This is a genomic window from Pedobacter sp. P26 (assembly GCF_050632135.1).
Lineage (GTDB): Bacteria > Bacteroidota > Bacteroidia > Sphingobacteriales > Sphingobacteriaceae > Pedobacter.
On sequence record NZ_CP192574.1, the window covers coordinates 1,006,965 to 1,032,670 of the forward strand.

A 25,706-nucleotide genomic window follows, 5' to 3' on the forward strand; every position below is an offset into this window, starting at 1 on the left:
TGGGAATGACGATCTCACGCTGCCTACTATTTTGCCAAAAAGATCTGTGTTTTATATTGATTTTATGAAATAATTAACCCTCAGGATGACAAACTTTGTTTCTGATACAACCAGTGGTGTCAGAATGTTGCCATCTGACACTAATTCGAATAATCTAATGATTGTTACAGATGCAAGCAAATTTCTTCGTGTTGATCTTTGCATCTGTGGTTAATCTTTTATCTTCCCCTGCCTTCGTCCCATTTATTCCGTTCGTCCTGAAGCTCACGGGCAAGTTTCATTTCTTTATCTTTTGCCTTTACTTTATGCGCCTGAAATTCATCGGCTACTTCCTGGTAAAGTGCTGTTCTGTACTTTGCTTCGTGCCTTAATTTGCCAGATTGGAAAATAACAAAGGCTAAACCTATGCCTAACACAATAATAATTGTCCACACAATGGTATTATAAGTGCCTTTATCAAAGGCAATTCCTAAAAACTTAATTTCGTTAACCGAAGCGGTAGCGTTGGCCAGCGAGTTTTCTTTTCCGGTTACTTCACCTTTTAAACTCGAAATATTGCCGGCCTGTGCTTTAATTTCCTGCCTGGCTTCCTGCAATTGCTTGCGTTCCTTTTTCAGCGTGTCGTTAACACTTTTCCATAAAGAAGATAACCGGCTCGGATTAATCAGCCTTGCGCCATACAAACTTTTAGATTTCGATAACATAAAGTTATACTGCCCGTTTAACGAAGGGTCTGTATTCTTCGTCGTGTCTGGCTTAACCTGCCCAAACGCAACGTTTAAAAATAGCATAGCGCCTAAAAAAATAGGATGTGTTTAATTTTCTGCATAGTTTAAATATAGGTGTTTGAATGTAAAACTACATTTTTATCTATTTCCCGTTTAATATTTTTAAGTTAAGTTTAGGAACGGTAGAACAAAAATATTTGTGTTTAACATGTTAAATAACAATTTTATCTAAGTTTTATTATAAAATTATTTGCGATAGGTTACATTTGTTTTATGCAAATAGGAATTATTGGTTTAGGCGATATGGGCAAATTGTACGCTGTATCGTTTATAAATGCAGGTTATAAAGTATTTGGGGCAGATATGCCTTTGCGTTTTGCAGATTTAAAAAATGAGCTGGAGCCAAAAGGAATCGAAGTTTTAATTGATGGCCATGAGGTAGCACGTAAATCTGACTTTATCATCTATTGCGTTGAAGCCGAAAAAATTGATGAAGTGGTAGCCGTTTTTGCACGTTCTACTAAATATGGTGCAATTGTTTCTGGCCAGACATCAGTTAAGCATCCGGAAATTGCGGCTTTTGAAAAATACCTTCCAAACGATACCCAGATTGTAACCTGCCATTCTTTACATGGTCCTGCTTTTAGTCCTGAGGGGCAAACGCTTGTGGTGGTACGTCATCGTGCTACAGATGAAGTTTATGCGCAGGCCCTTGAGGTTTATAAATCTTTAAAATCGAACATTATTGAAATGGACGATTATAGAGAACACGACCGTATCGTGGCCGATACACAGGCTGTAACGCACATGGGCTTCGAGAGCATGGGCTCTGCCTGGAAAAATGCCGGTTTCTTCCCCTGGGATAATCCTGCCTATGCAGGTGGAATCGATAACGTGAAAATATTGACCACGCTCAGAATTTTCAGCTATAAATCTCACATTTATGCAGGTTTGGCCATTTTAAACCCTTATGCACAAAAGCAGGTGAAATATTATGCCCAGGCAGAATCTGAACTGTTTAAACTGATGATCTGTGAAAATGAAACCGAATTCAGGAAAAAATTTACGCGGCCCGCGATTTCGTTTTTCATGAAAGTAGGTCGCTTCTACTATTGGACGATAACATCATGAAAGAATTCAGTCTATCTGATGCCAGCCATAAACAAAAACCTAATTCGCATTTAAGTTTGCTGAGTATGGTATATGCCTGGTATAAAATGGGCGTAAACCCTTACGATAACCTGATCTGCCAAACACCACCTTTTAAACTGAGATTGGGTATTGCCGAATATCTTTTTAAGAACAAAGAAATGCTGGAAGAGTCGATTAATACCGCTTTATATGATAAATCTATCCGTGGCGACGATTTGGAATTCCATACTGCTGTGCACGAATGGGCATCGATTATTGGTTATGGCGATTTAAAAGGTTACAAAGAACATTTCGAAGCTGCCAAGTCATTTTTCGCGAACCGTTTAAATGATGGTAGGGATTTAAGTGCAGAGATGATTAAGCGATTAGGTAAGTAGCTATTAAGGATGAAGACCATTCCGAATAAACCTGAATTGGTTTCGCTGTTGCAACAACAATTAAGAGCGATAGAAATACTTTGTGTTGAGTACGATAACGGAACTGATATTGTTATTCCATCAATTGCCGAAAAAATTGCCGTGATTTTCCATAACGCTGATCATTCAAAAGCATTGGTGAGTCAGCTTAAATTAAGTCATCTTGAGCTGTATTGCAGTTCTGAGATTTACAACTCCAAAAGCCTCACCAATTTTATTGGCTTATTAAAACTGGAGCACAGTGCGGGAAAGGGTTGGGGCTATGTCGCCAGGTTAGACCATGCTGCTTTAAAAGCCGTGACACAAGAAAACTGGTGGAACAATAAAAAAGTAATTATTGATTCTGATGGTTTACCTTTTACCAGAGCTAAAATAATAAAATCGCTGGCCAGTTCCAATCCACTGTCTCTAAATACTTCAGGCTGGACGGTTAAAGATGCCAATGGCAACAAATCAACGATTTCTCCAATAGCCGAAACAGTTAGGCAAATTGCTTTTGAGCTGTTGGAAAGTTTCCGGGATGTTGATGTAAATAAAGAAAGTAAGCTTTATTATAAATCTTAATTAAGCTCAACAAAAATTGACAATAAAACAATCTCAACAATCAAACAATTCTGCCTTTTATTTTTATAATCACTTTAACTTTAAATATCGATAATAAGAAATCAGAAAAGCTGTTAAGTCTGTTTTAGATGCTTTAGGCTTAAATTATAATGTTGATAAGCCTCAAGCCCTGGAGCAGTATAATGCCGATCTGGAAGAAGGGACTTCTGAAATTGAAAAGGGAAACTTTATTTCTGCTGATCAGTTGAAAGCCGAAGCCATTAAATGGTAGTTGTTTGGAATTATAGAGGAAGATTAGAACTAAAAAAGGTTTTTGATTGTTAAATCAATAAGTTCATCACGCACTAGTATGGCATATTTTAAAGAGTCTAAAGCAATGTAATTGCGCTTAGTGAAAATCCCGAGAAATATGCTTTGGATAAATATAAAATAAATAATGATGGCAGTTGGCGGGCCTTCGAAAAATATTGTTACCGTATATCATATAAAATTACTGCTAACCAAATCCGTATAGTCTAGTTACGCCATACCATTAAATCTCCTTTGCATTATTGGCATCTCCTGTACGCCTTTCCATTTTCCACCTCCATCTTACATCATCCATATAACATATAGACTTTATTTTATTCCTTTAATCCTTCGTTTAGGCAAAAACAGTACATTATATTTGCCCGCATGTCGGTATTGCTGTTTACACTTATCGTTTTATTAGGTGCCTTTTTAGCCGGATTATTAGGCTCGCTAACCGGTTTAGGCGGTGGTGTAATTATTATTCCATTGCTTACTTTGGCCCTGGGTGTTGATATTCATTATGCCATTGGCGCATCTATTGTTTCGGTAATTGCTACCTCATCAGGGTCGGCTGCAGCTTATGTAAAAGAGGGTATCACGAATATCCGGATCGGGATGTTTTTGGAAATCGCGACCACAATAGGGGCGGTTTGCGGAGCAATAGTGGCTGTTTACCTAAATGCCAATTACATTGCCATTCTTTTTGGCTGCATCCTCATCTTTTCTGCCATCATGACTTTAAAGAAGAAGGTAGACCATACCACTTTGGATGATACCGATAAATGGGCCAAATTTTTTAAACTGAACGGCTCGTTTCCTGATAAAGGCATTGATCATCCTTATGCTGTAAAACATGTACCAGGCGGTTTTCTGATGATGCTTTTTGCAGGAACATTGTCTGGTTTGCTGGGTATCGGGAGCGGAGCCCTAAAAGTAATTGCGATGGATAACATTATGCGTTTACCCTTTAAGGTATCAACCACCACAAGCAATTTTATGATGGGCGTTACCGCTGCAGCTAGTGCGGTGGTGTACCTGCACCGCGGGCAAATTGATCCAGGTATTGCTATGCCGGTATGTATCGGGGTTTTAACAGGTGCTTCTTTAGGATCTAAAGTTTTATTAAGGACCAAAACCGATAAACTGAAAATTGTATTTGCAATAGTAGTGGCCTTTTTAGCCCTGCAGATGATTTATAAAGGAATAAGCGGATTATAATGGATACAGCAAAAAAAGAAAATCTGAACGATAAAGATATCCAGGTAATTCTGGGTACACTTCTGCGGGCGGGCGTAATTATTTCAATGAGCATTGTATTAATCGGTGGCGCCATTTTCCTCATTCATAATAAAGGGGCTTTTACCAACTATAAAGTTTTTAAACCCGAACTAAACAATTTTTCTTCCATAGCTGCAATTTTTAAAGGTGTATTAACTTTCCAGGGCGATGCCATTGTGCAGTTTGGTATCCTGATGCTTATTTTTACGCCGATTGCACGCATTGTTTTTGCTATCTTCAGCTTTTTAATAGAACGCGATTACCTTTATGTACTGATTGGGATCATCATTTTAACCATCATAACCATCAGTTTAAATGGTGGTTTGGCACATTAACTTGGTTTAAAAATTATTTTATTGAAAAAACTATTAAGATTTTAATTTAAACGCGTAAAATTGTGGCTTAAAATTAAATCTAATGGCAAAATCTGGAAAAGTTGTTCAACTGTTTCAAAAACCAGAGAATTTTATCAAAACCCGTGCTAGAGAACTGGAGTTGGGTAACTGTTACATCAGTCGCGATTGGGAAGAAGCGGGTCTTGCAAATGCAATGGTTAGCCGCAGGCATACTAATGGGAATTTTACCTTAGGTATGTACCTTGTAGATATGAAATGCTTAGGGGTTAAGGATACTACTTTTAAGTTTAATGTATCAGAAGAAGAACTGGAAGATTGTGTGGATTACATACAGGGCGATGAAATAGAATATGATAAATTACATAATATCATCTATGGTGCTGAAGCTTTTGCTAATGATTGTGGTTTTAAACCACATAAAGATTGGGCAATAACACAATTTATATTAGAAGAAGACGATGATCACATCCCGTTAATTGATATCGAATTTGGAGAAGATGGCGTACCTGCATATTTTGTTGGACCAAATGATAATCCTGCCAAAATAAAGCAAATACTGGCTACCTTAGATAAAAATGTTGGAGCGGGTAATTATCTGTTTTATTATGAAGATGAGTTTGAGGATGATGAAATTATTGAAGACGATAAAGAGCAAAGTTTTAAGCTGATATACTACACTTTCACTGGCGCTTACCGTGATAAATTTGGGGAAAGCGAAGCCGCTACCTTAAATAAAGATCATATTGCCGAAATTTGGGACCAAAAGGTGGATTCCGGACTTTACAGCCTCAATGATGAACTGGATGATCGTATTATTGAATGTGCCAAAGAATATGGGTCGATTTTTGATGTCAAAAGTGTCGAAAGTCTTAATCAGATTCATTCTTTTCTTATCAAAAACCCCGATATGCCATTATTTTACGCAGAATTATTTTTGCAATATAAAGTTTTTGGACTTCATACAAAGGCTGATGCCATAGCTAAAAAGGGGATGCAGCTTTTTCCTGATTTCTTATACTTAAGACTTTATGTGGCCCATGCCGCGATGGTTGATGGTGAATTGGACAAGGGCTTAAAGTTATTGAATAAAAAGCATAACCTTGATGAAGCATTCCCACAGCGAACAGCATTTGCAGAAGGCGAGTTTATGCTTTTTTATGCTGCATTATGTCAATATTTTTTAGCTAAGGATAATTTAATTGATGCCATAAACTGCAGCGATGCGCTGATTATCGAGATTTATAAATATGCTTGTAGTGAGAATGCAATACTTGATCTTTTACCGCGGATAAAAGCCAAACTGGGAGAGCCATACTAAAGGCAAAAATTGATCAAATTAAAGTGTTTTTAAACCTTAAATAAGATCTAAAATGCTTTTAATCAAATTTATAGCTATTGCTTTAAATGCTCCAACAGCCCATTAACCTTCCTTTTCAGGTTAAATCCCATCATATCAGCAATTTATTTGAAAAAATATTTAGCTAACTATTTGAAAATTAATAATTCTTGTCTATCTTTGCCGTCCCTTTCGGGGGATGTACAACCACCTTGAACGAAGCCCTACTGCTTCGATGGGTGTTAAAAAGAAAAGATAAAATGTCAGGAATTATTGGAAAAAAAGTAGGAATGACCAGTATCTTTGATGCCGAAGGAAGAAACATTCCTTGTACGGTAATCGAGGCTGGGCCTTGTGTAGTTACACAAGTAAAGACCGAAGAAAAAGACGGGTATTCATCAATCCAACTGGGTTACGATGAGAAAAAAGAGAAAAACACAACTCAACCGTTAAAAGGCCATTTCGCGAAAGCAAACACAACTCCGAAACGCAAGCTGGTAGAATTCGATTCGTTTACAACTTCACTTAATTTAGGTGATGTAGTAACCGTTGACGCATTCGCAGAAGGCGATTTTGTTGATGTTGTAGGTACCTCAAAAGGTAAAGGTTTTCAAGGTGTTGTAAAACGCCACGGATTTGCCGGTGTTGGTATGCAGACTCACGGTCAGCATAACCGTTTACGTGCCCCAGGTTCATTGGGAGCATCATCATTCCCATCACGTGTATTCAAAGGAATGCGCATGGCAGGAAGAACAGGTGGAGACAGGGTAAAAATTCAGAACCTACAGGTTTTGAAAGTTTATGCTGAGCAAAACTTATTAGTAGTTAGTGGTTCCATTCCAGGAGCTAAAGGTTCTTACGTAATCTTAGACAAGTAATCAGATGGAAGTTAAAGTATTAAACATTTCAGGTAAAGAAACAGGTGCCAAGGTGCAACTTCCTGAATCGGTATTTGGTATCGAGCCTAACGACCACGCGATTTATTTAGATGTAAAACAGTATTTGGCTAATCAACGTCAAGGTACTCACAAATCTAAACAACGTAATGAGATTGCTGGTTCAACTCGTAAACTATACAAACAAAAAGGTACAGGTGGTGCAAGAGCAGGTAGCATTAAATCTCCGTTATTTAACGGTGGTGGTCGTGTTTTCGGTCCTCAGCCACGTGATTATAGCTTTAAATTGAACAAGAAATTAAAATCATTAGCACGTAAATCTGCTTTAGCTTATAAAGCCAAAGATAACAACGTGGTAATTGTAGAAGATTTCAACTTCGATACAGCTAAAACTAAAAACTATACCAGTTTATTGACTGCGTTAAACGTGGGTACACAGAAAACTTTATTGGTTTTACCTGCGCAAAATAATAATATCTATTTATCAAGCAGAAACATTCAGAAAACTAAAGTAATCTCGGCGGCAGATTTAAATACTTATGATGTATTAAACGCTGGTGTACTTGTGTTAACTGCTGATTCTGTTAAAACTTTGGAGGAGGCGTTTGCCAAATAATATGGAAATTTTAAAAAAACCAATATTAACCGAAAAAGCTTCAGCTTTAACTGAGAAATCTAACCGTTTCACATTTAGCGTTAACCACAAGGCTAACAAAATCCAAATCAAAGCTGCTATTGAAAAGTTGTACGGTGTAACTATCGTTGCAGTTAACACAATGGTTGTTGATGGAAAAGCTAAATCTCGTTACACTAAAGCAGGTTTTGTTTCAGGCCGTAGCCCGAAATACAAAAAAGCAATCGTAACGTTAAAAGACGGCGAAACAATAGATTATTACGCAACCCTTTAATTTAATAATTCATTATAACTATGGGCTTAAGAAAATTTAAACCAGTTACTCCAGGTACCCGCTTCAGAGTTGGTGCTAGTTTTACGGAGATTACAGCAACCAAGCCCGAAAAATCATTGGTTGTATCATCAAAAAAGTCTGGTGGACGTAACAATACAGGAAAAATGACTATGCGCTACATGGGCGGTGGTCACAAAAAATCATATCGTTTAATCGACTTCAAACGCGATAAATTCGATATTCCTGCAACAGTAGCTACTGTTGAATACGATCCAAACCGTACTGCCCGCATCGCATTATTACACTATGCAGATGGCGAGAAGCGTTATATCATCGCTCCTGAAGGATTGCAAGTTGGTTCGGTATTATTGTCGGGCGACACAGCATCACCAGAAGTAGGTAACACTTTAAAATTATCGAACATTCCATTAGGTTCTATTATCCACAACGTGGAGATTCACCCTGGAAAAGGAGCACAATTGGCTCGTAGTGCAGGTGCTTATGCACAATTAGCTGCCCGCGATGGTAAATATGCTACTTTAAAAATGCCTTCAGGCGAAACCCGTTTAATCCTGACTACTTGTCTTGCTACTATCGGTGCTGTATCTAACTCAGATCATGCAAACGAAGTATTAGGTAAAGCAGGTCGTAAACGTTGGTTGGGCCGTCGTCCGAGAACCAGACCGGTAGCGATGAACCCTGTCGATCACCCAATGGGTGGTGGTGAAGGTAGATCATCAGGTGGTCACCCACGTTCAAGAAATGGTGTTTTAGCTAAAGGCTTCAAAACCAGAGAACTTAAAAAATATTCTAATCGTTACATCATAGAGAGAAGGAAGAAATAATGGCTCGTTCGATAAAAAAAGGACCTTATATTGACCATAACGTAGAGAAAAAGTAAACTCTATGAATGATTCAGGCAAAAAGTCTGTAATCAAAACTTGGTCTCGCAGATCAATGATATCACCAGATTTCGTGAATCATACATTTGCTGTACACAATGGAAATAAATTTATCCCTGTGTACGTTACAGAAAACATGGTTGGTCACAAGTTGGGAGAATTTGCTCCAACCAGAACATTCAGAGGACACGCTGAAAAGAAAAAATAATTAGACAATGGAAGCAATAGCAAAATTAAACAATTGTCCAACCTCACCGCGTAAGATGCGTTTGGTTGTAGATCTTATCAGAGGTGAACGTGTTGAGAAAGCATTAAGCATTTTAAAGTTTACCAATAAAGAAGCAGCAATAAGAGTTCAGAAATTATTATTATCTGCTATCAAAAACTGGGAAGCTAAAAATGAAGGTACCACTGCTGAAGAAAACCAACTTTTTGTAAAAACAGTAATGGTTGATGGTGGCCGTCAGTTAAAACGCTTACGTCCGGCTCCTCAGGGCCGTGGATATAGAATTCGTAAACGTTCTAACCACGTAACGCTGATTGTAGATAGTAAAAGTACAGAAACAACTCAAAACTAATTAGGAAATGGGACAAAAAGCAAATCCAATAGGTGCCAGGTTAGGAATTATCAAAGGATGGGATTCTAACTGGTTCGGTGGCAACAACTACTCCGATAAATTAGTTGAAGATGAGAAAATAAGAAAATACCTTTCTGCCCGTATCGCAAAAGGCGGTGTTGCTAAAGTGGTAATCGAACGTACGTTAAAACGTATTACAGTTACTATCCACACAGCTCGTCCGGGTATTGTAATCGGTAAAGCAGGTGCTGAGGTTGATAAAATCAAAGAAGAGTTAAAGAAATTGACTAAAAAGGAAATTCAAATTAACATCTTTGAAATTAAACGCCCGGAACTTGATGCACAATTAGTTGCAGAAGGTGTTGCAAAACAATTAGAAGCAAGGATCTCATTCCGTAGAGCAATGAAATCTTCTATCGCATCAACCATGCGTATGGGTGCTGAAGGTATCAAAATCATGACTTCTGGTCGTTTAGGTGGTGCTGAGATGGCACGTACTGAGCAGTACAAAGAAGGAAGAGTGCCTTTACATACATTCCGTGCTGATATCGACTACGCTTTAGCTGAAGCCTTAACTACTTATGGTAAAATAGGTGTTAAAGTTTGGATCTGTAAAGGTGAGGTTTATGGAAAACGTGATTTGTCTCCAAACATTGGTGCAACAAACAACGGTCCAAAAGGCGCATCAGATAAGCCAGCTTTCGGTGGAAGAGATAACCGTGGTGGTGGAAGAGATAACCGTGGCGGTGGTAACGACAGACGTGGTGGAAACCAAGGCGGTGGTCGTGGTCCAGGCCAGGGTGGTGCAAACAGAGGTGGTGGCGCAGGCGCTAACAGAGGTCCTCGTAAATAATTGATTTATTAACATCGTTTAACGATTAGAACAAAATAAAATGTTACAGCCAAAAAGAACGAAGTTCAGGAAGATGCAAAAAGGCAGAATGAAAGGTTTAGCTTCTCGTGGAGCTGAGTTAGCATTCGGATCTTTCGGTATCAAATCTCTAGAAGCTACTTGGATCACAAGTCGTCAGATAGAGGCTGCCCGTATTGCCGTAACTCGTTTCATGAAACGTGAAGGCCAAGTGTGGATCAGGATCTTCCCGGACAAACCGGTAACTAAAAAACCTGCTGAGGTACGTATGGGTAAAGGTAAAGGTGCTCCTGAGTATTGGGTAGCAGTTGTAAGACCTGGACGCGTAATTTTCGAAGCTGAAGGTGTGCCTTTAGAAGTTGCTAAAGAAGCATTGCGTTTAGCCGCTCAGAAATTACCGATCCAAACCAAATTCGTAGTACGTAGAGATTACGTAGAAGCATAGTAAAGTGTTGAGGTGAATGTTGTAAATACTTGTTTATTATAACCGCTACACTCAACGTAAAAGAAAAAGAAAAATGAAAAATTCAGAAATCACAGGGCTTTCAAAAGAAGAATTAGTAGCTAAGATTGCGGAAGAAAAAGAGAACTTATCAAAATTGAAGTTTGCTCACACTATTTCAGCTATCGAAAATCCTTCACGTATTGCAAAAGTAAGGAAAGACATAGCCCGTTTAAACACTGAGTTGACTAAAGTGAAAAACACTGAGTCAGCTACTGAAACTAAATAATTTGAGAGTCGACATGGAAAGACAATTAAGAAAAACAAGAACCGGGTTAGTGGTAAGCAACAAGATGGATAAATCTGTTGTAGTGAGCGTGGAACGTAAAGTAAAACACCCGATTTATGGTAAGTTCGTAAAGAAAACTACCAAATTTATGGCTCACGACGAGAAAAATGAATGTGGTATCGGTGATACTGTATTGATTATGGAAACTCGTCCTTTGAGTAAAAACAAGAACTGGAGATTGGTACAAATTTTAGAAAGAGCTAAATAAGATGGTACAACAGGAATCAAGATTAAACGTTGCTGATAACAGCGGCGCAAAAGAAGTATTAGTAATTCGCGTGCTAGGTGGAACCGGCAAACGTTATGCTTCAATTGGTGATAAAGTAGTTGTTACCGTAAAAAGCGCGTTACCTTCTGGTAACATTAAAAAAGGTACAGTTTCTAAAGCAGTTGTTGTAAGAACTAAAAAAGAAATCCGTCGTAAAGATGGTTCTTATATCCGTTTTGACGATAATGCTGCTGTATTATTGAACGCACAGGATGAGCCAAGAGGTACACGTATCTTTGGCCCGGTTGCGAGAGAACTACGTGAAAAACAATTCATGAAAATTGTATCATTAGCACCGGAGGTATTATAAAATGGGAAACAAAGTAAATACACCATCAAAACTTAAAATCCGCACAGGAGATTTAGTTAAAGTCATTGCTGGCGATTCAAAAGGTCAACAAGGAAAAGTACTTTCAGTACTTATAGATAAAAACAGAGCCATTGTGGAAGGCATTAACTTAGTATCTAAGCATACTAAACCAAATGCTGCTAATCCAAACGGTGGTATTATTAAAAAGGAAGCTGCTCTTCACATTTCTAACTTGATGTTGGTTGATCCAAAATCTGGTAAAACTACCCGCGTAGGTCGTAAACTTAACGCAGATGGTAAATTAGTTAGAGTTGCTAAAATTTCAGGAGAGGAGATTAAATAATGGCTACACCAAGATTAAAAAGCAAATACAAAGAAGAAGTTGTAAATGCACTAAAAGAAAAATTTCAGTACAAAACTGTAATGCAGGTTCCTAAATTGGAAAAAATCTGTATCAATCAGGGTGTTGGTCGTTTTTCTGTTACAGATAAGAAAATTATGGATACCACTATCGTTGAGTTGACTACCATTACTGGTCAGCAAGCGGTTCCGGCTAGTTCAAAGAAAGATATCTCTAACTTTAAATTACGTAAAGGTATGCCGGTAGGTGTACGTGTTACTTTACGCGATAACAACATGTACGAGTTCTTAGATCGTTTGATCTCTGTAGCTTTGCCTCGTATCCGTGATTTCAAAGGTATTAATGATAAAGGATTTGATGGAAAAGGTAACTATACATTAGGTGTTACTGAGCAAATCATCTTTCCTGAGATTAATATCGATAAAATCAATAAAATTTTAGGTATGGATATAACTTTCGTAACTTCGGCAAAATCTGATGTTGAGGCTCTTGAGTTATTGAAACAATTCGGATTACCATTTAAAAATCAAAAAACAGCAGAATAATGGCAAAAGAAGGTGTAAAAGCACGCGAAGTTAAGCGCCAAAAATTGGTAGCTAGATACGCTGAAAAACGTGCAGTATTAAAAGCTGCAGGAGATTTCGAGGGTTTAGATAAATTACCTAAAAACTCATCTCCGGTACGTTTACACAACCGTTGTAAATTAACTGGTCGTCCTCGTGGATATATGCGTACCTTTGGTATTTCAAGGGTAACATTCCGCCAGATGGCACTAGACGGTAAAATACCAGGTGTTAAAAAAGCATCCTGGTAATATAGAATAGTATCAAGTACTGTAGTATCAAGTATAGAGCAGCAAGTATCAGGACCATATTGGACTTGATACTTGTATCTTATTACTTGATACTTATGTCTTACTAAAAAAGAATTTTAACCGGTAGCAGGTCCCACAGCTGGGTAGCAGAAGGAAACCACTATCAAAAACAATAAAAAATGAATACAGATCCAATAGCAGATTATTTAACAAGAGTAAGGAATGCCATTAAGGCCAACCACCGTGTTGTAGAAATTCCTGCATCAAACCTTAAAAAAGAAATTACTAAAGTTCTTTTTGACAAAGGTTACATCGCGAACTACAAGTTTGAAGATACTACAGTTCAAGGCACTATTAAAATTGCTTTGAAATACAATCCAATTACTAAAGTTCCTGCTATTCGTACATTAGTGCGAGTAAGTAAACCAGGTTTGAGAAACTATGCTGGTGTTGAAAATATGCCAAGAGTATTAAACGGTTTAGGTATCGCAATCTTATCTACTTCTAAAGGTGTAATGACCGATAAAGAAGCAGCCAAATTAAACATTGGTGGTGAGGTATTGTGTCACGTTTATTAATATTAGGAGAACAGCACAATGTCAAGAATAGGAAAAGCCCCAATTACAATCCCTGCAGGTGTTACAATTACCGTATCAAAAGATAACGTAGTAACTGTAAAAGGACCAAAAGGTGAATTAACACAAGCAGTAGATTCAGATATCACTGTAAGTCAGGAAGATGGAATTTTAACAGTTCAACGTCCATCAGATCAAAAGAAACACAAAGCATTACACGGTTTATATCGCTCATTGCTTAACAACATGGTTGTTGGTGTTACAGAAGGTTATAAATTAACTCAAGAATTAGTAGGTGTTGGTTACCGTGCTACAAACACAGGTAATACATTAGATCTGGTTTTAGGTTATTCTCACCATTATGTATTCCAATTGCCAGCGGAAATTACCGTAACTACGCAATCAGAAAAAGGTCAGACTCCTAAAATCATTTTAGAGAGTACCGACAAGCAATTGATCGGTCAGGTAGCAGCGAAAATCCGTTCGTTACGTGCACCAGAGCCATACAAAGGTAAAGGTATCAAGTTTGTAGGTGAAGTGTTAAGAAGAAAAGCAGGTAAATCAGCATCTAAAAAATAGTAATCATGGCAGGTAAAAAATTATCAAGAAGAGATCGTATTAAAAAAGGGATCAGAAAAAGACTTACCGGTTCAGAAGAACGTCCAAGGTTATCTGTATATAGAAGCAATAAAGGGATTTATGCGCAGGTAATTAACGATGTAACCGGTACAACAATAGCATCAGCATCATCATTATCGAAAGATTTTACTGGTACTGGAAACAAGAGCGACCAATCAGTTGCAGTAGGCAAATTAGTTGCCGAAAAAGCAATTGCAGCAGGTGTTAAAGAAGTTGTTTTCGATAGAAATGGCTATTTATACCACGGTCGTGTAAAATCGTTGGCAGAGGGTGCCCGCGAAGCTGGTTTAGTATTTTAATCTGAAGAAAAAGTAAGATGTCAACTATTAATATAAAAAGAGTAAAAACCACCGATATCGAATTAAAGGATCGTTTGGTTAGTATACAACGTGTTGCCAAAGTAACCAAAGGTGGCCGTACTTTCAGCTTCTCAGCAATTGTTGTTGTAGGTGATGAAAACGGTGTTGTTGGTTTCGGTTTAGGTAAAGCGAAAGAGGTAACTGAAGCAATCGCTAAAGGTGTGGATGATGCTAAAAAGAATTTGGTAAAAGTTCCAATTTTAAACGGTACTGTTCCTCACGAGCAAATCGGTAAATTCTCAGGTGGTTTTGTTTTAATCAAACCAGCTGCAGTAGGTACCGGAGTAATTGCTGGTGGTGCGATGCGTGCCGTATTAGAGAGTGCTGGTGTACACAACGTATTGGCAAAATCTAAAGGATCATCCAACCCACACAACGTGGTAAAAGCAACTGTTGATGCGTTAACTAAAATGCGCGATGCTTATACGGTAGCTCAAACCCGTGGTATTGATTTAAACAAAGTATTTAACGGATAATATCATGGCTAAGATCAAAATAACACAAGTAAAAAGCGTTATCGACAGAAGCGAGCGCCAAAAAAGAACCGTTCAGGCTTTGGGTTTATCTAAAATGAACCAAAGTGTTGAGGTTGAAGCTACACCACAGATTATCGGTATGGTTCGCAAAGTGAACCACTTGGTAGCAATCGAAGCAATTTAATAAAGTTTTAAAGGTAATATTGGGTAAAACCGGTATTACCTTTATATATGTTTAATCGTTGTACCTGTTTAGTGAAAGCGAAGGGCAACACAAATTCAAAAAGATGAATTTAAGTAATTTAAAACCTGCAGTAGGTTCTACAAAAAACAGCAAAAGAATTGGTCGTGGTACAGGTTCTGGTCGTGGCGGTACTTCAACCCGTGGTCACAAAGGTGCGGGTTCTCGTTCAGGTCACAAAACTAAAATCGGTTTTGAAGGTGGTCAAATGCCTTTACAACGTCGTGTGCCTAAAGTTGGTTTCAAACCAATCAACCGTACTGAGTATGTTGGTGTAAACTTAGATGTTTTACAAGCTTTAGCTGAAAAACACAGCTTAACAACTATCGACTTTGCTGCTTTACAAGCACATGGTTTAGCTTCTAAAAACGACTTAGTTAAAATTTTAGGTCGTGGTGAAGTTAAAGCAAAGCTGGAAATTACGGCACATGCGTTCTCTGCAACCGCACAAAAAGCTATTGAAGCTGCAGGTGGTTCTATTGTAAAATTGTAATTATTAAATGAAGAAGCTATTTACTACTTTAAGTAATATCTGGAAAATTCAGGAATTAAAAGAGCGTATATTGTTTACGCTCTTAATTCTTTTGGTATACCGTTTCGTATCTCACGTGGTTTTACCAGGTGTAGATCCAACTGCTTTAGGCAATAACGAAAAATCAGGAATCTTAGGCTTACTAGATATGTTTGCCGGAGGTTCTTTCTCTCGTGTGTCTATTTTAGCATTGGGGGTAATGCCTTATATCTCTGCATCCATCGTGGTGCAACTATTGGGTATTGCTGTTCCTTCTTTCCAAAAAATGCAGAAAGAGGGCGAAAGTGGTAGAAAGAAAATGAACCAGATTACCCGTTACCTTACGGTAGCGATCACAATCGTTCAATCTGTTGGTTACGTTAAAACGCAAGTTCCTGCAGAAGCTATTTTGTTGCCAAATACTTTATTTTTAGTGTTATCTACATTTGTATTAACAGCAGGTACATTATTTGTAATGTGGTTAGGTGAAAAAATTACAGATAAAGGTATTGGTAACGGTACATCACTAATCATCATGGTTGGTATTATTGCCCGTTTACCTGTTGCAATTTCTCAAGAATTTAGTGCGCGTGTAGGCTCATCTAGTGAAGGTGGAGGCCCTGTTGCATTGGTTTTAGAGATCGTTGCTTTATTTGCGGTGGTAATGTTTACCATTTTAATTGTTCAAGGTGTACGTAAAGTACCTGTACAATACGCTAAGAAAATTGTTGGTAACCGCCAGTTTGGTGGTGTTCGTCAGTACATTCCTTTAAAGGTTAATGCTGCTGGTGTGATGCCGATCATTTTTGCTCAGGCGTTAATGTTCATTCCAGGTGCTTTAATGCAGTTTGTTCCTTCATTACAAGGTTCTTGGTTAATCCAGTTCAGTAACACAACTTCGTTGGCTTATAGCTTAACGTTCGCATTTTTAATTATCGCATTTACTTTCTTCTATACTGCCATTACAGTTAATCCAACTCAGATGAGTGATGATATGAAGAAAAACGGTGGTTTTATCCCAGGTATTAAGCCAGGTTTTGCAACATCAACTTTTATTGACGATGTAATTTCTAAAATCACTTTTCCAGGTGCAGTATTTTTAGCGATCATTGCTATTTTACCTTCTTTAGCAGTTAAGTTTGGTATTAAACAAGAGTTTGCGCACTTCTTCGGTGGTACTTCTTTATTGATTTTAGTGGGTGTTGTATTGGATACTTTACAGCAGATCGAAAGTTATTTATTGATGCGCCATTATGATGGTTTGATGAAAACGGGTAGAGTTACTGGCAGAACAGGAGTTCCTGCTGCAAGTAGCAACGCAGCGTTGTAGTGTAACGGATGTCTAAAATTTATTACAAATCTCTTGAGGAGATCGAGTTAATAAGAGAAAGTTCCATGCTTGTTTCTAAAACTTTAGCCGAAGTGGCCAAGGTGATAAAAGCAGGCATGACTACTATCCAGTTAGATAAATTAGCCTATGAGTTTATAAGTGACCACGGAGCGATTCCGGCATTTTTAAACTATAATGGTTTCCCTAATTCTTTATGTATTTCGCCAAATGAGCTAGTTGTTCATGGTTTTCCGAGTGAATACTTAATCAAGGATGGGGACTTAATTTCGGTTGATTGTGGGGTAATTAAAAACAATTATTTTGGCGATTCTGCTTACACTTTCTCCATAGGGGAAATTGATGCAGAAAAACAGAAATTGGTTGAGGTTACTAAACGTTGCTTGGAATTGGGTATAGAAAAAGCTGTTGTTGGTATGCGTATCGGTGATATCGGTTTCGCTGTTCAGCAGTATGCAGAAGCTAATGGATTTGGCGTAGTAAGAGAACTTGTAGGACATGGTGTTGGTGTAAAACTTCATGAGAAGCCAGAAGTTCCGAATTATGGGAAACGTGGTGCAGGACCAAAACTTGAAGAAGGGATGGTAATTGCGATAGAACCCATGATCAATGCAGGCATAGCCGGTGTTAAATTCCATAACGATGGGTGGACGGTAACCAGTAAAGACAATAAGCCATCGGCACATTTTGAACACACAGTAGCCATAAAAAAGGGCAAAGCAGATATTTTATCAACGTTTTCTATAATAGAAGAAGTTTTACAACAAAAAAATAAATAATTAAAATTTTTTATTTAATTTTGCAACCCTGTTTAGAAGCAGCTAATTAAGTAACAATCAATAAAATATGGCTAAACAAGCCTCAATTGAACAAGACGGAGTAATAAGAGAAGCATTATCCAATGCAATGTTCCGGGTAGAACTCGAGAATGGGCATGAGATTATTGCGCATATTTCAGGAAAGATGAGGATGCACTACATCAAAATCCTTCCTGGAGATAAAGTTAAATTGGAAATGTCTCCTTATGATTTAACAAAAGGACGCATTACTTATAGATACAAATAAAATGAAAGTTAGATCATCAATTAAAAAGCGTAGCGCTGATTGCAAGATTATTCGCCGTAAAGGAAAACTTTACGTAATCAACAAGAAAAATCCTAAATACAAGCAACGTCAAGGGTAATTAAGAATATTGTAATCAACCGCACAACGGTGGCCCGCCGTTCGGAATTACTTAAAACATAAATAAATATGGCAAGGATTTCAGGTATTGATTTACCAAGAAACAAAAGAGGAGAGATCGGTTTAACCTATATCTACGGAATTGGTAGAACAACTGCTCAACGTATTTTAACTACGGCAGGTATCGATTTAAACAAAAAAGTACAAGACTGGTCTGATGATGAGTTATCAGCAATCCGTACAATGATTAACGATGAGATTAAAGTAGAAGGTGCTTTACGCTCAGAGGTTCAGTTAAACATCAAACGTTTAATGGATATTGGTTGTTACCGTGGTTTACGTCACAGAAAAGGTTTACCTTCTCGTGGTCAGCGTACTAAAAACAACTCACGTACTCGTAAGGGTAAGAGAAAAACAGTTGCTAACAAGAAAAAAGCTACTAAGTAATAGATAGATAGGAGAAGTGAGATTTTAGATATGAGCACCATGTCTTTAAAATCTGCTCAAATCTGGAATAAAAGAGAAAAAGTAGGATACTGAGTATCGGGGTAGAGAAAGTCTCATATCTCAAGTCTCATATCTAAAATCTAAAAGATAAAATGGCTAAGAGTAAAAAAGTAACAAAAAAACGTATCGTTGTAATTGAGCCTGTTGGTCAGGCGCATATCAATGCTACCTTCAACAACATCATCGTTACCTTAACAAACAACAACGGACAAACTATTTCATGGTCTTCTGCTGGTAAAATGGGCTTTAAAGGTTCTAAAAAGAACACCCCTTATGCAGCTGGTCAGGCAGCTTCTGATTGTGGTAAAGTTGCGTTTGATTTAGGTTTACGTAAAGTTGAAGTATTTGTAAAAGGTCCGGGTTCAGGTCGTGAATCTGCAATCAGAACTTTGCAAGTAGCAGGTATCGAGGTAACATCTATTAAAGATATTACTCCACTTCCTCACAACGGATGTCGTCCTCCTAAAAAGAGAAGAGTTTAATTAATTTTAAAGCTAAGAATCTCCAGCTTCAGGTTGGATGATACTTTAAAACAGAAAAAATGGCAAGATATACAGGCCCAAAATCAAAAATTGCACGTAAATTCAGAGAACCAATCTTCGGTCCTGATAAAGTGTTAGACAGAAAAAATTATCCTCCTGGGCAACATGGCTCATCAAAAAGAAGAGGAAAACAATCTGAATATGCTATCCAGTTAATGGAGAAACAAAAAGTAAAATACACTTATGGTGTATTAGAAAAACAATTCAGTAACTTATTTAAAAAGCATCTTCACGTGCTGGTATTACCGGTGATAACTTACTTCAGTTATTAGAGGCACGTTTAGATAACACAGTTTACCGTTTAGGTATTTCAACAACCCGTTCTGGTGCACGCCAGTTAGTTAGCCATAAACACGTTACCGTGAATGGTGAAGTTGTAAATATCCCTTCATATCAGTTAAAAGCTGGTGATGTGGTTGCTGTTCGTGAAAAATCTAAATCTTTAGAATCAATTAGTAACTCAGTTGCAGGTAGAACTATTAATAAGTTTGCTTGGTTAGAGTGGAATGCCAGTGAATTAACCGGTAAATTCTTAACCTACCCTCAACGTGATGAGATTCCTGAAAATATCAAGGAAAACTTAATCATCGAGTTGTACTCAAAGTAATAAATGATCTGGTTAATTACCTCAAAAGGGTAATTAACTTTTTCATATTACTATATATTCAATAACGAATTTAAAAAAATATAAATGGCAATTTTAGCATTTCAGAAACCAGACAAAGTGATCATGCAGAAATCAACCGATTTCGATGGCACATTTGAATTTCGTCCTTTAGAGCCCGGTTTCGGTGTAACAATTGGTAATGCCTTAAGAAGAATTTTACTTTCTTCGTTAGAAGGTTATGCTATTACTACTATTCGTTTTTCAGGCGTATCTCACGAATTTTCTACCATGAAAGGTGTTGTAGAAGATTTAACTGATATTATCTTAAACTTAAAACAAGTTCGTTTTAAGAAAACAGGTGATTCAGGTGATTCTGAAAAAGTTTTCATCATCGTTAATGGTCAAGATCAGTTTAAAGCTGGTGATATCACTAAATTCTCTAACAACTTTACAGTTTTAAACCCTGAGCATGTAATTTGCAATATGGATAAATCTGTTACTTTGGAAGTGGAATTAACCATCAATAAAGGACGTGGTTATGTACCTGCTGAAGAAAATAAAGTTGCTGATGCTGTTGTAGGTGTAATCGCAATCGATTCGATTTATACTCCAATGAAAAATGTAAAATACACGATCGAAAACTTTCGTGTTGAGCAAAAAACGGATTATGAAAAATTGGTTTTAGATATCTCTACTGACGGTTCAATTCATCCGGAAGAAGCATTAAAAGAAGCGGCTAAGATCCTTATCCAACATTTTATGTTATTCTCTGATGAGAATTTGGTATTAGAATCTCAGGCTAAAGAAGAAACTAAAGAAGTTGACGAGGAAATTTTACACATGCGTAAAATCCTTAAAACTGAATTGGTAGATATGGATCTTTCAGTTAGAGCATTAAACTGCTTAAAAGCTGCTGACATCCGTACTTTAGCTGATTTAGTTTCTTACGATGTTGCTGATATGTTAAAATTCAGAAACTTCGGTAAGAAATCTTTAACAGAGATCCAGGAATTAGTAAAATCAAAAGGTTTATCATTTGGTATGAACCTGTCTAAATTTAAGTTAGACGAAGAATAAGCGCATGGCGCTCCGCGCTAAGCGAAATAAACTATTAGTTCACAGTGTATAATTCCCTCTGAGACAGAGACGGTATACACTTAATCAAAAAACAATGAGACACGGTAAAAAAGTAAACCACTTAGGTAGAACCGACAGCCACAGAAAAGCGATGTTAGCTAACATGGCTACATCACTTATTAAAGCAAAAAGAATTACTACAACTTTAGCTAAAGCTAAAGCTTTACGTACTTATGTTGAGCCATTAATCACTAAAGCGAAAAATGACACTACTCACTCACGTCGTACAGTTTTCTCTTACCTACAGGATAAAGAAGTAATCACTATTTTGTTCCGCGAAGTGGCTGAAAAAGTTGCTAACCGTCCAGGTGGTTATACTCGTATCATTAAATTAAACAATCGTCAGGGTGATAATGCTGAGATGGCTTTAATTGAATTGGTAGACTACAATACAGTTTACGGTAAAGATGTAGAAGTTAAAGAAGAGAAGAAAACAACTCGTCGTGGTAGAAGTAAAGCTACTGCTGCACCTAAAGCTGCTGAAGCGAAAGCTGAAGTTGCCGAAGAAGTTGCTCCTGCTGAAGAAGCTCCTGCTACTGAAGAACCAAAAGGAGAATAATTTTATTCGCCTTAAGCATACGAAAGTCCTGTTCGAAAGAGCAGGACTTTTTTTGTTTTCTGTCATTCTGAACGCAGTGAAGAATCTTTAAGCCATGAAATGATGACCTGAATAAGGTGATAAAAAAACCTGGATTAGTTGAAATCTGTAGACATACCAGGTTTCTGTGGTATTAGCAAAGTGATTCTTCGCTGCGCTCAGAATGACAATACCTTAAAACCAATAACTATTGAACCAATGAACCAAACCAATCAAACGTTTGTCTCATTTTTCATTACATAGCCTTATTTCATTCTGCTATACATAAATTAGCCTAAAACAAATTGATCATGAAATTTAGGCTTGTTCTACTGTTCTGTTTATTCGGACAACTATCCCTTAATGCGCAAATACTTAAATATACCAATAGTAACAATGCCTGGAATCCTGATTCTTTGGGTAATCACAGGGCTGTTGTTCAATTTGCTGGCACAGGTAAAATCGCACATGCAAAAATTGATTGGCGCAGGAGGGATGAACATCCTGAATTAAAAGGGATCATCATTCAGGATGCCAATGGAAAAACTGTTTCGCTTGTAGTTACGGATAAGCTAACCAGAGAAAGTGCGGATATTTATTTCGAAACTTCTGGCGCTGGGAAATATTATGTGTATTACCTCGCTTATAAAAATGAGGGGAGGAGTAATTATCCAAAGGGCGTTTATATTAAACCTAAACAAATTGATGAGAGTTGGTTAAATAGGGCGAAAAAAGTTAAAGTAAACACTGCTGTGAAGGAGATCCAGTCTATCGATGCTTTTAACTCCTTTTATCCCATGGAAGTAATTGCTACAGGCAAAGAAACAGCTGCATTAAAGGCCAAACATGCTTCGGAAGCTTTTGTCGTTTTTCCCGAAGACAGAATGTTTCCAATTAAAATGCAGAATGATTTACCTTATCGTTGGATACAAAAGGGTGCTGCAAATACTTTTACAGGTTTAGCAAGCAGAGGCGAAAATTATGCGCTACAATTAGGCGTATTTGCTTTGAAAGATCTAAATAACCTGACAGTAAGCTTTGGTGATCTAAAAACTGCCACCGGAAAAGTAATCTCTTCGAAATACATCAACTGTTTAAATACGAATGGAATAAGTTATGATAACAAGCCATTGGTTAAAACGGTAAATATGGCCTCCGGTAAAATTCAACCGATGTGGATAACAATTAACATTCCTAAAAATACAGCTCCTGGTATTTATGCAGGTAAATTCACGGTTAAAGCCAATGGAAAAGCTAAAGTAATTGGTGCCAGAATTACTATTGGTAACGAAGTTTTGGCTGATGCCGGGGTAGGAATGCCAAACAAACAGACCCGTTTAAGCTGGTTAAATTCTACTATGGCGCAAGCTAATACCGTAGTGGCTCCTTATACGCCCTTAACAGTTGAAGGTAATGTAATTTCTCTTTTAGGTAGAAAATTCGAAATCAATGCAGATGGTTTTCCTAAGCAGATCCAGACTTTCTTTAATGCTGAAATGACCGCTTATAAAGAAAAACCAAATAATATCCTGGCCGAGCCGATTCACTTTCATTTTTTTAATACACCAAAAACGCAGGAGAAATTTGCACCAGGTAATTTCCAGATTACCAGTAAAGAAGCTGGGACAGTAAAATGGTCGGCGACTAACATCTCTGAAAACTTGAAAATGGATTTAGAAGGTGCTTTGGAGTTTGATGGTTATGTGCATTACGTTGTTAAGGTTACTGCCTTAAAAGATGTTGAATTTAGCAATGTTGATTTTCATATCCCTTTTGATAAGGGTTCTACTAAATACTTGATGGGTTTAGGAGAGAAAGGTGGTGTTAGACCAGATACCGTAAAATGGAAATGGGATGTAGCCAATAAAAACCAGGATGCAGTATGGGTCGGAAACGTGAATGCGGGCCTGTATTACAACTTGAGAGATGAGAATTATATCAGGCCATTAAACACCAATTTCTACCTTCAGAAGCCTTTATTGTTGCCTAAATCGTGGGGAAATGGGGATAAAGGAGGGATCCAGATCAATGTAAAAGGCAGTTCGATGCTGGCCGATAACTTTACAGGGCCAAGAAGCATGAAAAAAGGTGATGTATTGTACTACAATTTTAATTTACTGATCACACCGTTCCATTTACTTAACACCGATTTTCAATGGGACAACCGTTTTTATCATAAATATGGCGATTTAGATTCTATTAAATCGACAGGTGCAACCGTAGTGAACATTCACCATGCTACACCGATTAATCCCTGGATCAACTATCCATTTATTGAGTGGAAAAAGATGAAAGGTTATATTGATAATGCACATTCAAAAGGATTAAAAGTGAAAATTTATAACACTGTTCGAGAATTATCTAATCATGCATACGAGTGGCCTGCTTTACGGAGTTTAGGTGCCGAAGTATATTCTCCAGGTAATGGCGGTGGTTTTAGCTGGTTACAGGAACATTTAGATTCGAACTATATTGCAGCCTGGTTTGTGCCTGAAATTAAAGATGCTGCTGTAATTAACAGTGGAATGAACCGTTGGCATAATTATTATGTAGAGGGCATGAACTGGCTGGTAAATAATGTTGGCATTGATGGGGTTTATTTAGACGATGTGGCCTTCGATCGCGTAACCATGAAGCGGATTAAACGTGTGCTGACACAGCATAACCATCCGGGCATTATCGATCTGCATTCAGCAAATCAATACAATAAAAGTGATGGTTTTAACAATAGCGCCATTTTATACCTGGAGCATTTCCCTTACCTGAACCGTTTATGGTTTGGCGAATATTTCGATTACCAGAAAAACAATCCCGATTTCTTTTTAACAGAAGTAAGCGGCATTCCGTTCGGTTTAATGGGTGAGATGTTGCAGGATGATGGAAACCCTTGGCGCGGCATGATTTATGGCATGACAAGCCGTTTGGGCTGGTCGGAGAAAAGCGATCCAAAACCGCTGTGGAAAGCCTGGGATAACTTCGGTATTAAAGGATCTGAAATGATTGGTTACTGGAGCGAAAACTGTCCGGTTAAAACTGATAACCCAAAAGTATTGGCAACGGTTTACAAACAAAAAGGTAAAACGATGATTGCTTTGGCTAGCTGGGCAGAAGGAGATACTAAGGTTAATTTAGCTATTGATTGGGCTAAGCTTGGTTTAGATGCATCTAAAATAAAAATTACTGCTCCTGCAATTGATAAATTTCAAACTGCAGGAAGTTACCCTGAAGGTGAATCGGTTCCTGTTGAAAAAGGAAAAGGTTTGATTTTGATAGTGGAGTAATTTTATTTGTCAAGGTTTGTGTCTTCACGAGCCACGTAATTTCTGTTAAAGATAATATTTTTACCGTCATTTCGAGCGGAGTGCAATGCAGTCAAAAAATCTGTCTAGGTAGATCTCTCCATTCCGCTGTGCTCCAGTCGAGATGAAGATTTTTTTAGAAATTATATCTTCACATTTTCCATGCGCCGTGGTTTTGTTTCCCCCACGAACCACACGAATCAATAAAAAAGGTCAAGTTTTTTAACTTGACCTTTTACGTTTAATAACGTTGTTATATCTTCACATTTTCCATACCATACTGTTTCAGTACATCGGCAGGAACACCGGCCCATTGGTTTGGTGCATTACCCACATAACCAATGTCTTTTACGCCCATTTCTGTAGTGTAAAAACCCGATGCCGTTAAATTTCTCATTCTATTGAAAAAGGTTACGCCTGCCTGCATTTCTGGCCTGGCTTTTTTAGGGTATGCAATTTCATCAACGATCGAGATCTGCTGATCTGCCGAAGCTTCAACAAAAGGTTTTTGAAATTTATTAAAGCTGTATACGTCCAGCCATTTCAGGCCGCCACGCATAGGTACTTTATGTTCAGGAATATCTTTTACTATAAATTCGATAAACTCTGGCACTTTGGCATCGGATGCACTGCCCGAAACCTCGTCCTTAGGAATAATGATATCGGCCAAAACCGTAATGGTGGCCATTTCATGTTTAGTGAAAAAAGTTTCTGATTTCAGGTTTTTATCACGGTCTAGTTCCCATTGCTCCCTCCCTGCTTCTTTTGCACTTTCTTCTGGTGCGGCAACTTCGGTTTTTGTTTCGGGCTGCTTACAGGCATCAAGCAACACGGTTGTGCTTATGGCTGTTAAGCCTAGTGCTTTTAGTGAATCACGTCTGTTCAT

The 25,706-nt window shown here is 37.7% G+C and carries 37 protein-coding genes and 1 pseudogene; 36 read left to right on the plus strand and 2 right to left on the minus strand.

Annotated elements, in window-relative coordinates; all coding sequences use genetic code 11:
- Positions 1 to 218: 218 nt before the first annotated feature.
- Positions 219 to 791 (minus strand): hypothetical protein, encoded by a 573-nt coding sequence (locus ACQ86H_RS04780; protein ID WP_431294027.1) that lies wholly within the window; start codon positions 789 to 791, stop codon positions 219 to 221.
- 210 nt (positions 792 to 1,001) lie between these two features.
- On the opposite strand from ACQ86H_RS04780, the gene ACQ86H_RS04785 reads away from it, so the two are divergent.
- The 36 genes and pseudogenes from ACQ86H_RS04785 (at position 1,002) to ACQ86H_RS04960 (ending at position 24,802) form a co-directional block, all read left to right on the plus strand.
- Positions 1,002 to 1,859: an NAD(P)-binding domain-containing protein gene (locus tag ACQ86H_RS04785; protein WP_431294028.1), complete on the plus strand. Its 858-nt coding sequence runs from the start codon at positions 1,002 to 1,004 to the stop codon at positions 1,857 to 1,859.
- Positions 1,856 to 2,257 (plus strand): hypothetical protein, encoded by a 402-nt coding sequence (locus tag ACQ86H_RS04790; protein ID WP_431294029.1) that lies wholly within the window; start codon positions 1,856 to 1,858, stop codon positions 2,255 to 2,257. The genes ACQ86H_RS04785 and ACQ86H_RS04790 overlap by 4 nt, the downstream gene beginning before the upstream one ends.
- Positions 2,258 to 2,266: 9 nt before the next feature.
- Positions 2,267 to 2,860 carry a hypothetical protein gene (locus ACQ86H_RS04795; RefSeq protein WP_138818425.1) on the plus strand — a complete coding sequence of 198 codons (594 nt, stop codon included), beginning with the start codon at positions 2,267 to 2,269 and terminating at the stop codon, positions 2,858 to 2,860.
- Between the two features lie 675 nt (positions 2,861 to 3,535).
- Positions 3,536 to 4,369 carry a sulfite exporter TauE/SafE family protein gene (locus tag ACQ86H_RS04800; protein WP_138818424.1) on the plus strand — a complete coding sequence of 278 codons (834 nt, stop codon included), beginning with the start codon at positions 3,536 to 3,538 and terminating at the stop codon, positions 4,367 to 4,369.
- Entirely contained in the window at positions 4,369 to 4,764 is a 396-nt protein-coding gene (locus tag ACQ86H_RS04805; protein ID WP_138818423.1) for a DUF1634 domain-containing protein, read from the plus strand. Before ACQ86H_RS04800 ends, ACQ86H_RS04805 begins: the two co-directional genes overlap by 1 nt.
- A gap of 82 nt (positions 4,765 to 4,846) precedes the next feature.
- Positions 4,847 to 6,103 carry a hypothetical protein gene (locus ACQ86H_RS04810; RefSeq protein WP_138818422.1) on the plus strand — a complete coding sequence of 419 codons (1,257 nt, stop codon included), beginning with the start codon at positions 4,847 to 4,849 and terminating at the stop codon, positions 6,101 to 6,103.
- Positions 6,104 to 6,381: 278 nt separating this feature from the next.
- A complete protein-coding gene (rplC, locus tag ACQ86H_RS04815; RefSeq protein ID WP_057932251.1) occupies positions 6,382 to 6,999 on the plus strand; it encodes a 50S ribosomal protein L3 in 618 nt (205 codons plus the stop codon).
- 4 nt (positions 7,000 to 7,003) lie between these two features.
- A complete protein-coding gene (gene rplD / locus ACQ86H_RS04820) occupies positions 7,004 to 7,633 on the plus strand; it encodes a 50S ribosomal protein L4 (protein WP_138818421.1) in 630 nt (209 codons plus the stop codon).
- Between the two features lies 1 nt (position 7,634).
- Positions 7,635 to 7,925, plus strand: a complete 291-nt coding sequence (gene rplW / locus ACQ86H_RS04825; protein ID WP_025145221.1) for a 50S ribosomal protein L23 — start codon at positions 7,635 to 7,637, stop codon at positions 7,923 to 7,925.
- A 20-nt stretch (positions 7,926 to 7,945) separates the two neighbouring features.
- Positions 7,946 to 8,770, plus strand: a complete 825-nt coding sequence (gene rplB, locus ACQ86H_RS04830; protein WP_431294030.1) for a 50S ribosomal protein L2 — start codon at positions 7,946 to 7,948, stop codon at positions 8,768 to 8,770.
- A gap of 61 nt (positions 8,771 to 8,831) precedes the next feature.
- Positions 8,832 to 9,035 (plus strand): 30S ribosomal protein S19, encoded by a 204-nt coding sequence (rpsS, locus tag ACQ86H_RS04835; protein WP_431294031.1) that lies wholly within the window; start codon positions 8,832 to 8,834, stop codon positions 9,033 to 9,035.
- A 7-nt stretch (positions 9,036 to 9,042) separates the two neighbouring features.
- Positions 9,043 to 9,405 carry a 50S ribosomal protein L22 gene (rplV, locus tag ACQ86H_RS04840; protein WP_138818419.1) on the plus strand — a complete coding sequence of 121 codons (363 nt, stop codon included), beginning with the start codon at positions 9,043 to 9,045 and terminating at the stop codon, positions 9,403 to 9,405.
- 7 nt (positions 9,406 to 9,412) lie between these two features.
- Entirely contained in the window at positions 9,413 to 10,258 is an 846-nt protein-coding gene (gene rpsC, locus ACQ86H_RS04845; RefSeq protein ID WP_090501104.1) for a 30S ribosomal protein S3, read from the plus strand.
- Positions 10,259 to 10,298: 40 nt separating this feature from the next.
- Complete coding sequence (gene rplP / locus ACQ86H_RS04850) at positions 10,299 to 10,721, plus strand: 50S ribosomal protein L16 (RefSeq protein ID WP_010599903.1); 423 nt, start codon at positions 10,299 to 10,301, stop codon at positions 10,719 to 10,721.
- Positions 10,722 to 10,794: 73 nt separating this feature from the next.
- Positions 10,795 to 11,007 carry a 50S ribosomal protein L29 gene (gene rpmC, locus ACQ86H_RS04855; protein WP_025145217.1) on the plus strand — a complete coding sequence of 71 codons (213 nt, stop codon included), beginning with the start codon at positions 10,795 to 10,797 and terminating at the stop codon, positions 11,005 to 11,007.
- 13 nt (positions 11,008 to 11,020) lie between these two features.
- Positions 11,021 to 11,275, plus strand: coding sequence for a 30S ribosomal protein S17 (gene rpsQ / locus ACQ86H_RS04860; protein WP_010599901.1), 255 nt, complete (start codon positions 11,021 to 11,023; stop codon positions 11,273 to 11,275).
- Between the two features lies 1 nt (position 11,276).
- On the plus strand, positions 11,277 to 11,645 hold the full coding sequence (gene rplN, locus ACQ86H_RS04865; RefSeq protein ID WP_010599900.1) for a 50S ribosomal protein L14: 369 nt from the start codon (positions 11,277 to 11,279) through the stop codon (positions 11,643 to 11,645).
- Position 11,646: 1 nt separating this feature from the next.
- On the plus strand, positions 11,647 to 11,988 hold the full coding sequence (gene rplX / locus ACQ86H_RS04870) for a 50S ribosomal protein L24 (protein WP_138818418.1): 342 nt from the start codon (positions 11,647 to 11,649) through the stop codon (positions 11,986 to 11,988).
- The gene (rplE, locus tag ACQ86H_RS04875) at positions 11,985 to 12,551 is read left to right on the plus strand and encodes a 50S ribosomal protein L5 (RefSeq protein WP_138818417.1); all 567 of its coding nucleotides are present in this window, start codon (positions 11,985 to 11,987) and stop codon (positions 12,549 to 12,551) included. The genes rplX and rplE overlap by 4 nt, the downstream gene beginning before the upstream one ends.
- On the plus strand, positions 12,551 to 12,820 hold the full coding sequence (gene rpsN, locus ACQ86H_RS04880) for a 30S ribosomal protein S14 (protein WP_025145214.1): 270 nt from the start codon (positions 12,551 to 12,553) through the stop codon (positions 12,818 to 12,820). Before rplE ends, rpsN begins: the two co-directional genes overlap by 1 nt.
- A gap of 179 nt (positions 12,821 to 12,999) precedes the next feature.
- A complete protein-coding gene (rpsH, locus tag ACQ86H_RS04885) occupies positions 13,000 to 13,398 on the plus strand; it encodes a 30S ribosomal protein S8 (protein ID WP_010599896.1) in 399 nt (132 codons plus the stop codon).
- Between the two features lie 18 nt (positions 13,399 to 13,416).
- Positions 13,417 to 13,974 carry a 50S ribosomal protein L6 gene (gene rplF, locus ACQ86H_RS04890; RefSeq protein WP_090501107.1) on the plus strand — a complete coding sequence of 186 codons (558 nt, stop codon included), beginning with the start codon at positions 13,417 to 13,419 and terminating at the stop codon, positions 13,972 to 13,974.
- A 5-nt stretch (positions 13,975 to 13,979) separates the two neighbouring features.
- A complete protein-coding gene (gene rplR, locus ACQ86H_RS04895) occupies positions 13,980 to 14,333 on the plus strand; it encodes a 50S ribosomal protein L18 (RefSeq protein ID WP_090501109.1) in 354 nt (117 codons plus the stop codon).
- 17 nt (positions 14,334 to 14,350) lie between these two features.
- Positions 14,351 to 14,869: a 30S ribosomal protein S5 gene (gene rpsE / locus ACQ86H_RS04900; protein WP_010599893.1), complete on the plus strand. Its 519-nt coding sequence runs from the start codon at positions 14,351 to 14,353 to the stop codon at positions 14,867 to 14,869.
- A gap of 4 nt (positions 14,870 to 14,873) precedes the next feature.
- Positions 14,874 to 15,053 (plus strand): 50S ribosomal protein L30, encoded by a 180-nt coding sequence (rpmD, locus tag ACQ86H_RS04905; protein WP_010599892.1) that lies wholly within the window; start codon positions 14,874 to 14,876, stop codon positions 15,051 to 15,053.
- A gap of 103 nt (positions 15,054 to 15,156) precedes the next feature.
- A complete protein-coding gene (gene rplO, locus ACQ86H_RS04910; protein WP_025145210.1) occupies positions 15,157 to 15,603 on the plus strand; it encodes a 50S ribosomal protein L15 in 447 nt (148 codons plus the stop codon).
- Positions 15,604 to 15,610: 7 nt separating this feature from the next.
- Complete coding sequence (secY, locus tag ACQ86H_RS04915; protein WP_121283861.1) at positions 15,611 to 16,951, plus strand: preprotein translocase subunit SecY; 1,341 nt, start codon at positions 15,611 to 15,613, stop codon at positions 16,949 to 16,951.
- Positions 16,952 to 16,959: 8 nt separating this feature from the next.
- Positions 16,960 to 17,748: a type I methionyl aminopeptidase gene (map, locus tag ACQ86H_RS04920; RefSeq protein ID WP_431294032.1), complete on the plus strand. Its 789-nt coding sequence runs from the start codon at positions 16,960 to 16,962 to the stop codon at positions 17,746 to 17,748.
- A 67-nt stretch (positions 17,749 to 17,815) separates the two neighbouring features.
- Entirely contained in the window at positions 17,816 to 18,034 is a 219-nt protein-coding gene (gene infA / locus ACQ86H_RS04925) for a translation initiation factor IF-1 (RefSeq protein WP_010599888.1), read from the plus strand.
- A 1-nt stretch (position 18,035) separates the two neighbouring features.
- Positions 18,036 to 18,152 carry a 50S ribosomal protein L36 gene (gene rpmJ / locus ACQ86H_RS04930; RefSeq protein WP_010599887.1) on the plus strand — a complete coding sequence of 39 codons (117 nt, stop codon included), beginning with the start codon at positions 18,036 to 18,038 and terminating at the stop codon, positions 18,150 to 18,152.
- Between the two features lie 68 nt (positions 18,153 to 18,220).
- Complete coding sequence (gene rpsM / locus ACQ86H_RS04935) at positions 18,221 to 18,598, plus strand: 30S ribosomal protein S13 (protein WP_010599886.1); 378 nt, start codon at positions 18,221 to 18,223, stop codon at positions 18,596 to 18,598.
- Between the two features lie 152 nt (positions 18,599 to 18,750).
- The gene (gene rpsK, locus ACQ86H_RS04940; protein WP_010599885.1) at positions 18,751 to 19,140 is read left to right on the plus strand and encodes a 30S ribosomal protein S11; all 390 of its coding nucleotides are present in this window, start codon (positions 18,751 to 18,753) and stop codon (positions 19,138 to 19,140) included.
- Between the two features lie 59 nt (positions 19,141 to 19,199).
- A pseudogene (gene rpsD, locus ACQ86H_RS04945) lies at positions 19,200 to 19,807 on the plus strand (30S ribosomal protein S4).
- Positions 19,808 to 19,891: 84 nt separating this feature from the next.
- Positions 19,892 to 20,884, plus strand: coding sequence for a DNA-directed RNA polymerase subunit alpha (locus ACQ86H_RS04950; protein ID WP_025145205.1), 993 nt, complete (start codon positions 19,892 to 19,894; stop codon positions 20,882 to 20,884).
- A gap of 94 nt (positions 20,885 to 20,978) precedes the next feature.
- Entirely contained in the window at positions 20,979 to 21,503 is a 525-nt protein-coding gene (gene rplQ / locus ACQ86H_RS04955; protein ID WP_138818415.1) for a 50S ribosomal protein L17, read from the plus strand.
- A 329-nt stretch (positions 21,504 to 21,832) separates the two neighbouring features.
- Entirely contained in the window at positions 21,833 to 24,802 is a 2,970-nt protein-coding gene (locus tag ACQ86H_RS04960; protein WP_431294033.1) for a glycoside hydrolase domain-containing protein, read from the plus strand.
- Positions 24,803 to 25,073: 271 nt separating this feature from the next.
- On the opposite strand, the gene ACQ86H_RS04965 is transcribed toward ACQ86H_RS04960, so the two are convergent.
- Complete coding sequence (locus ACQ86H_RS04965; RefSeq protein WP_138818413.1) at positions 25,074 to 25,706, minus strand: gluconate 2-dehydrogenase subunit 3 family protein; 633 nt, start codon at positions 25,704 to 25,706, stop codon at positions 25,074 to 25,076.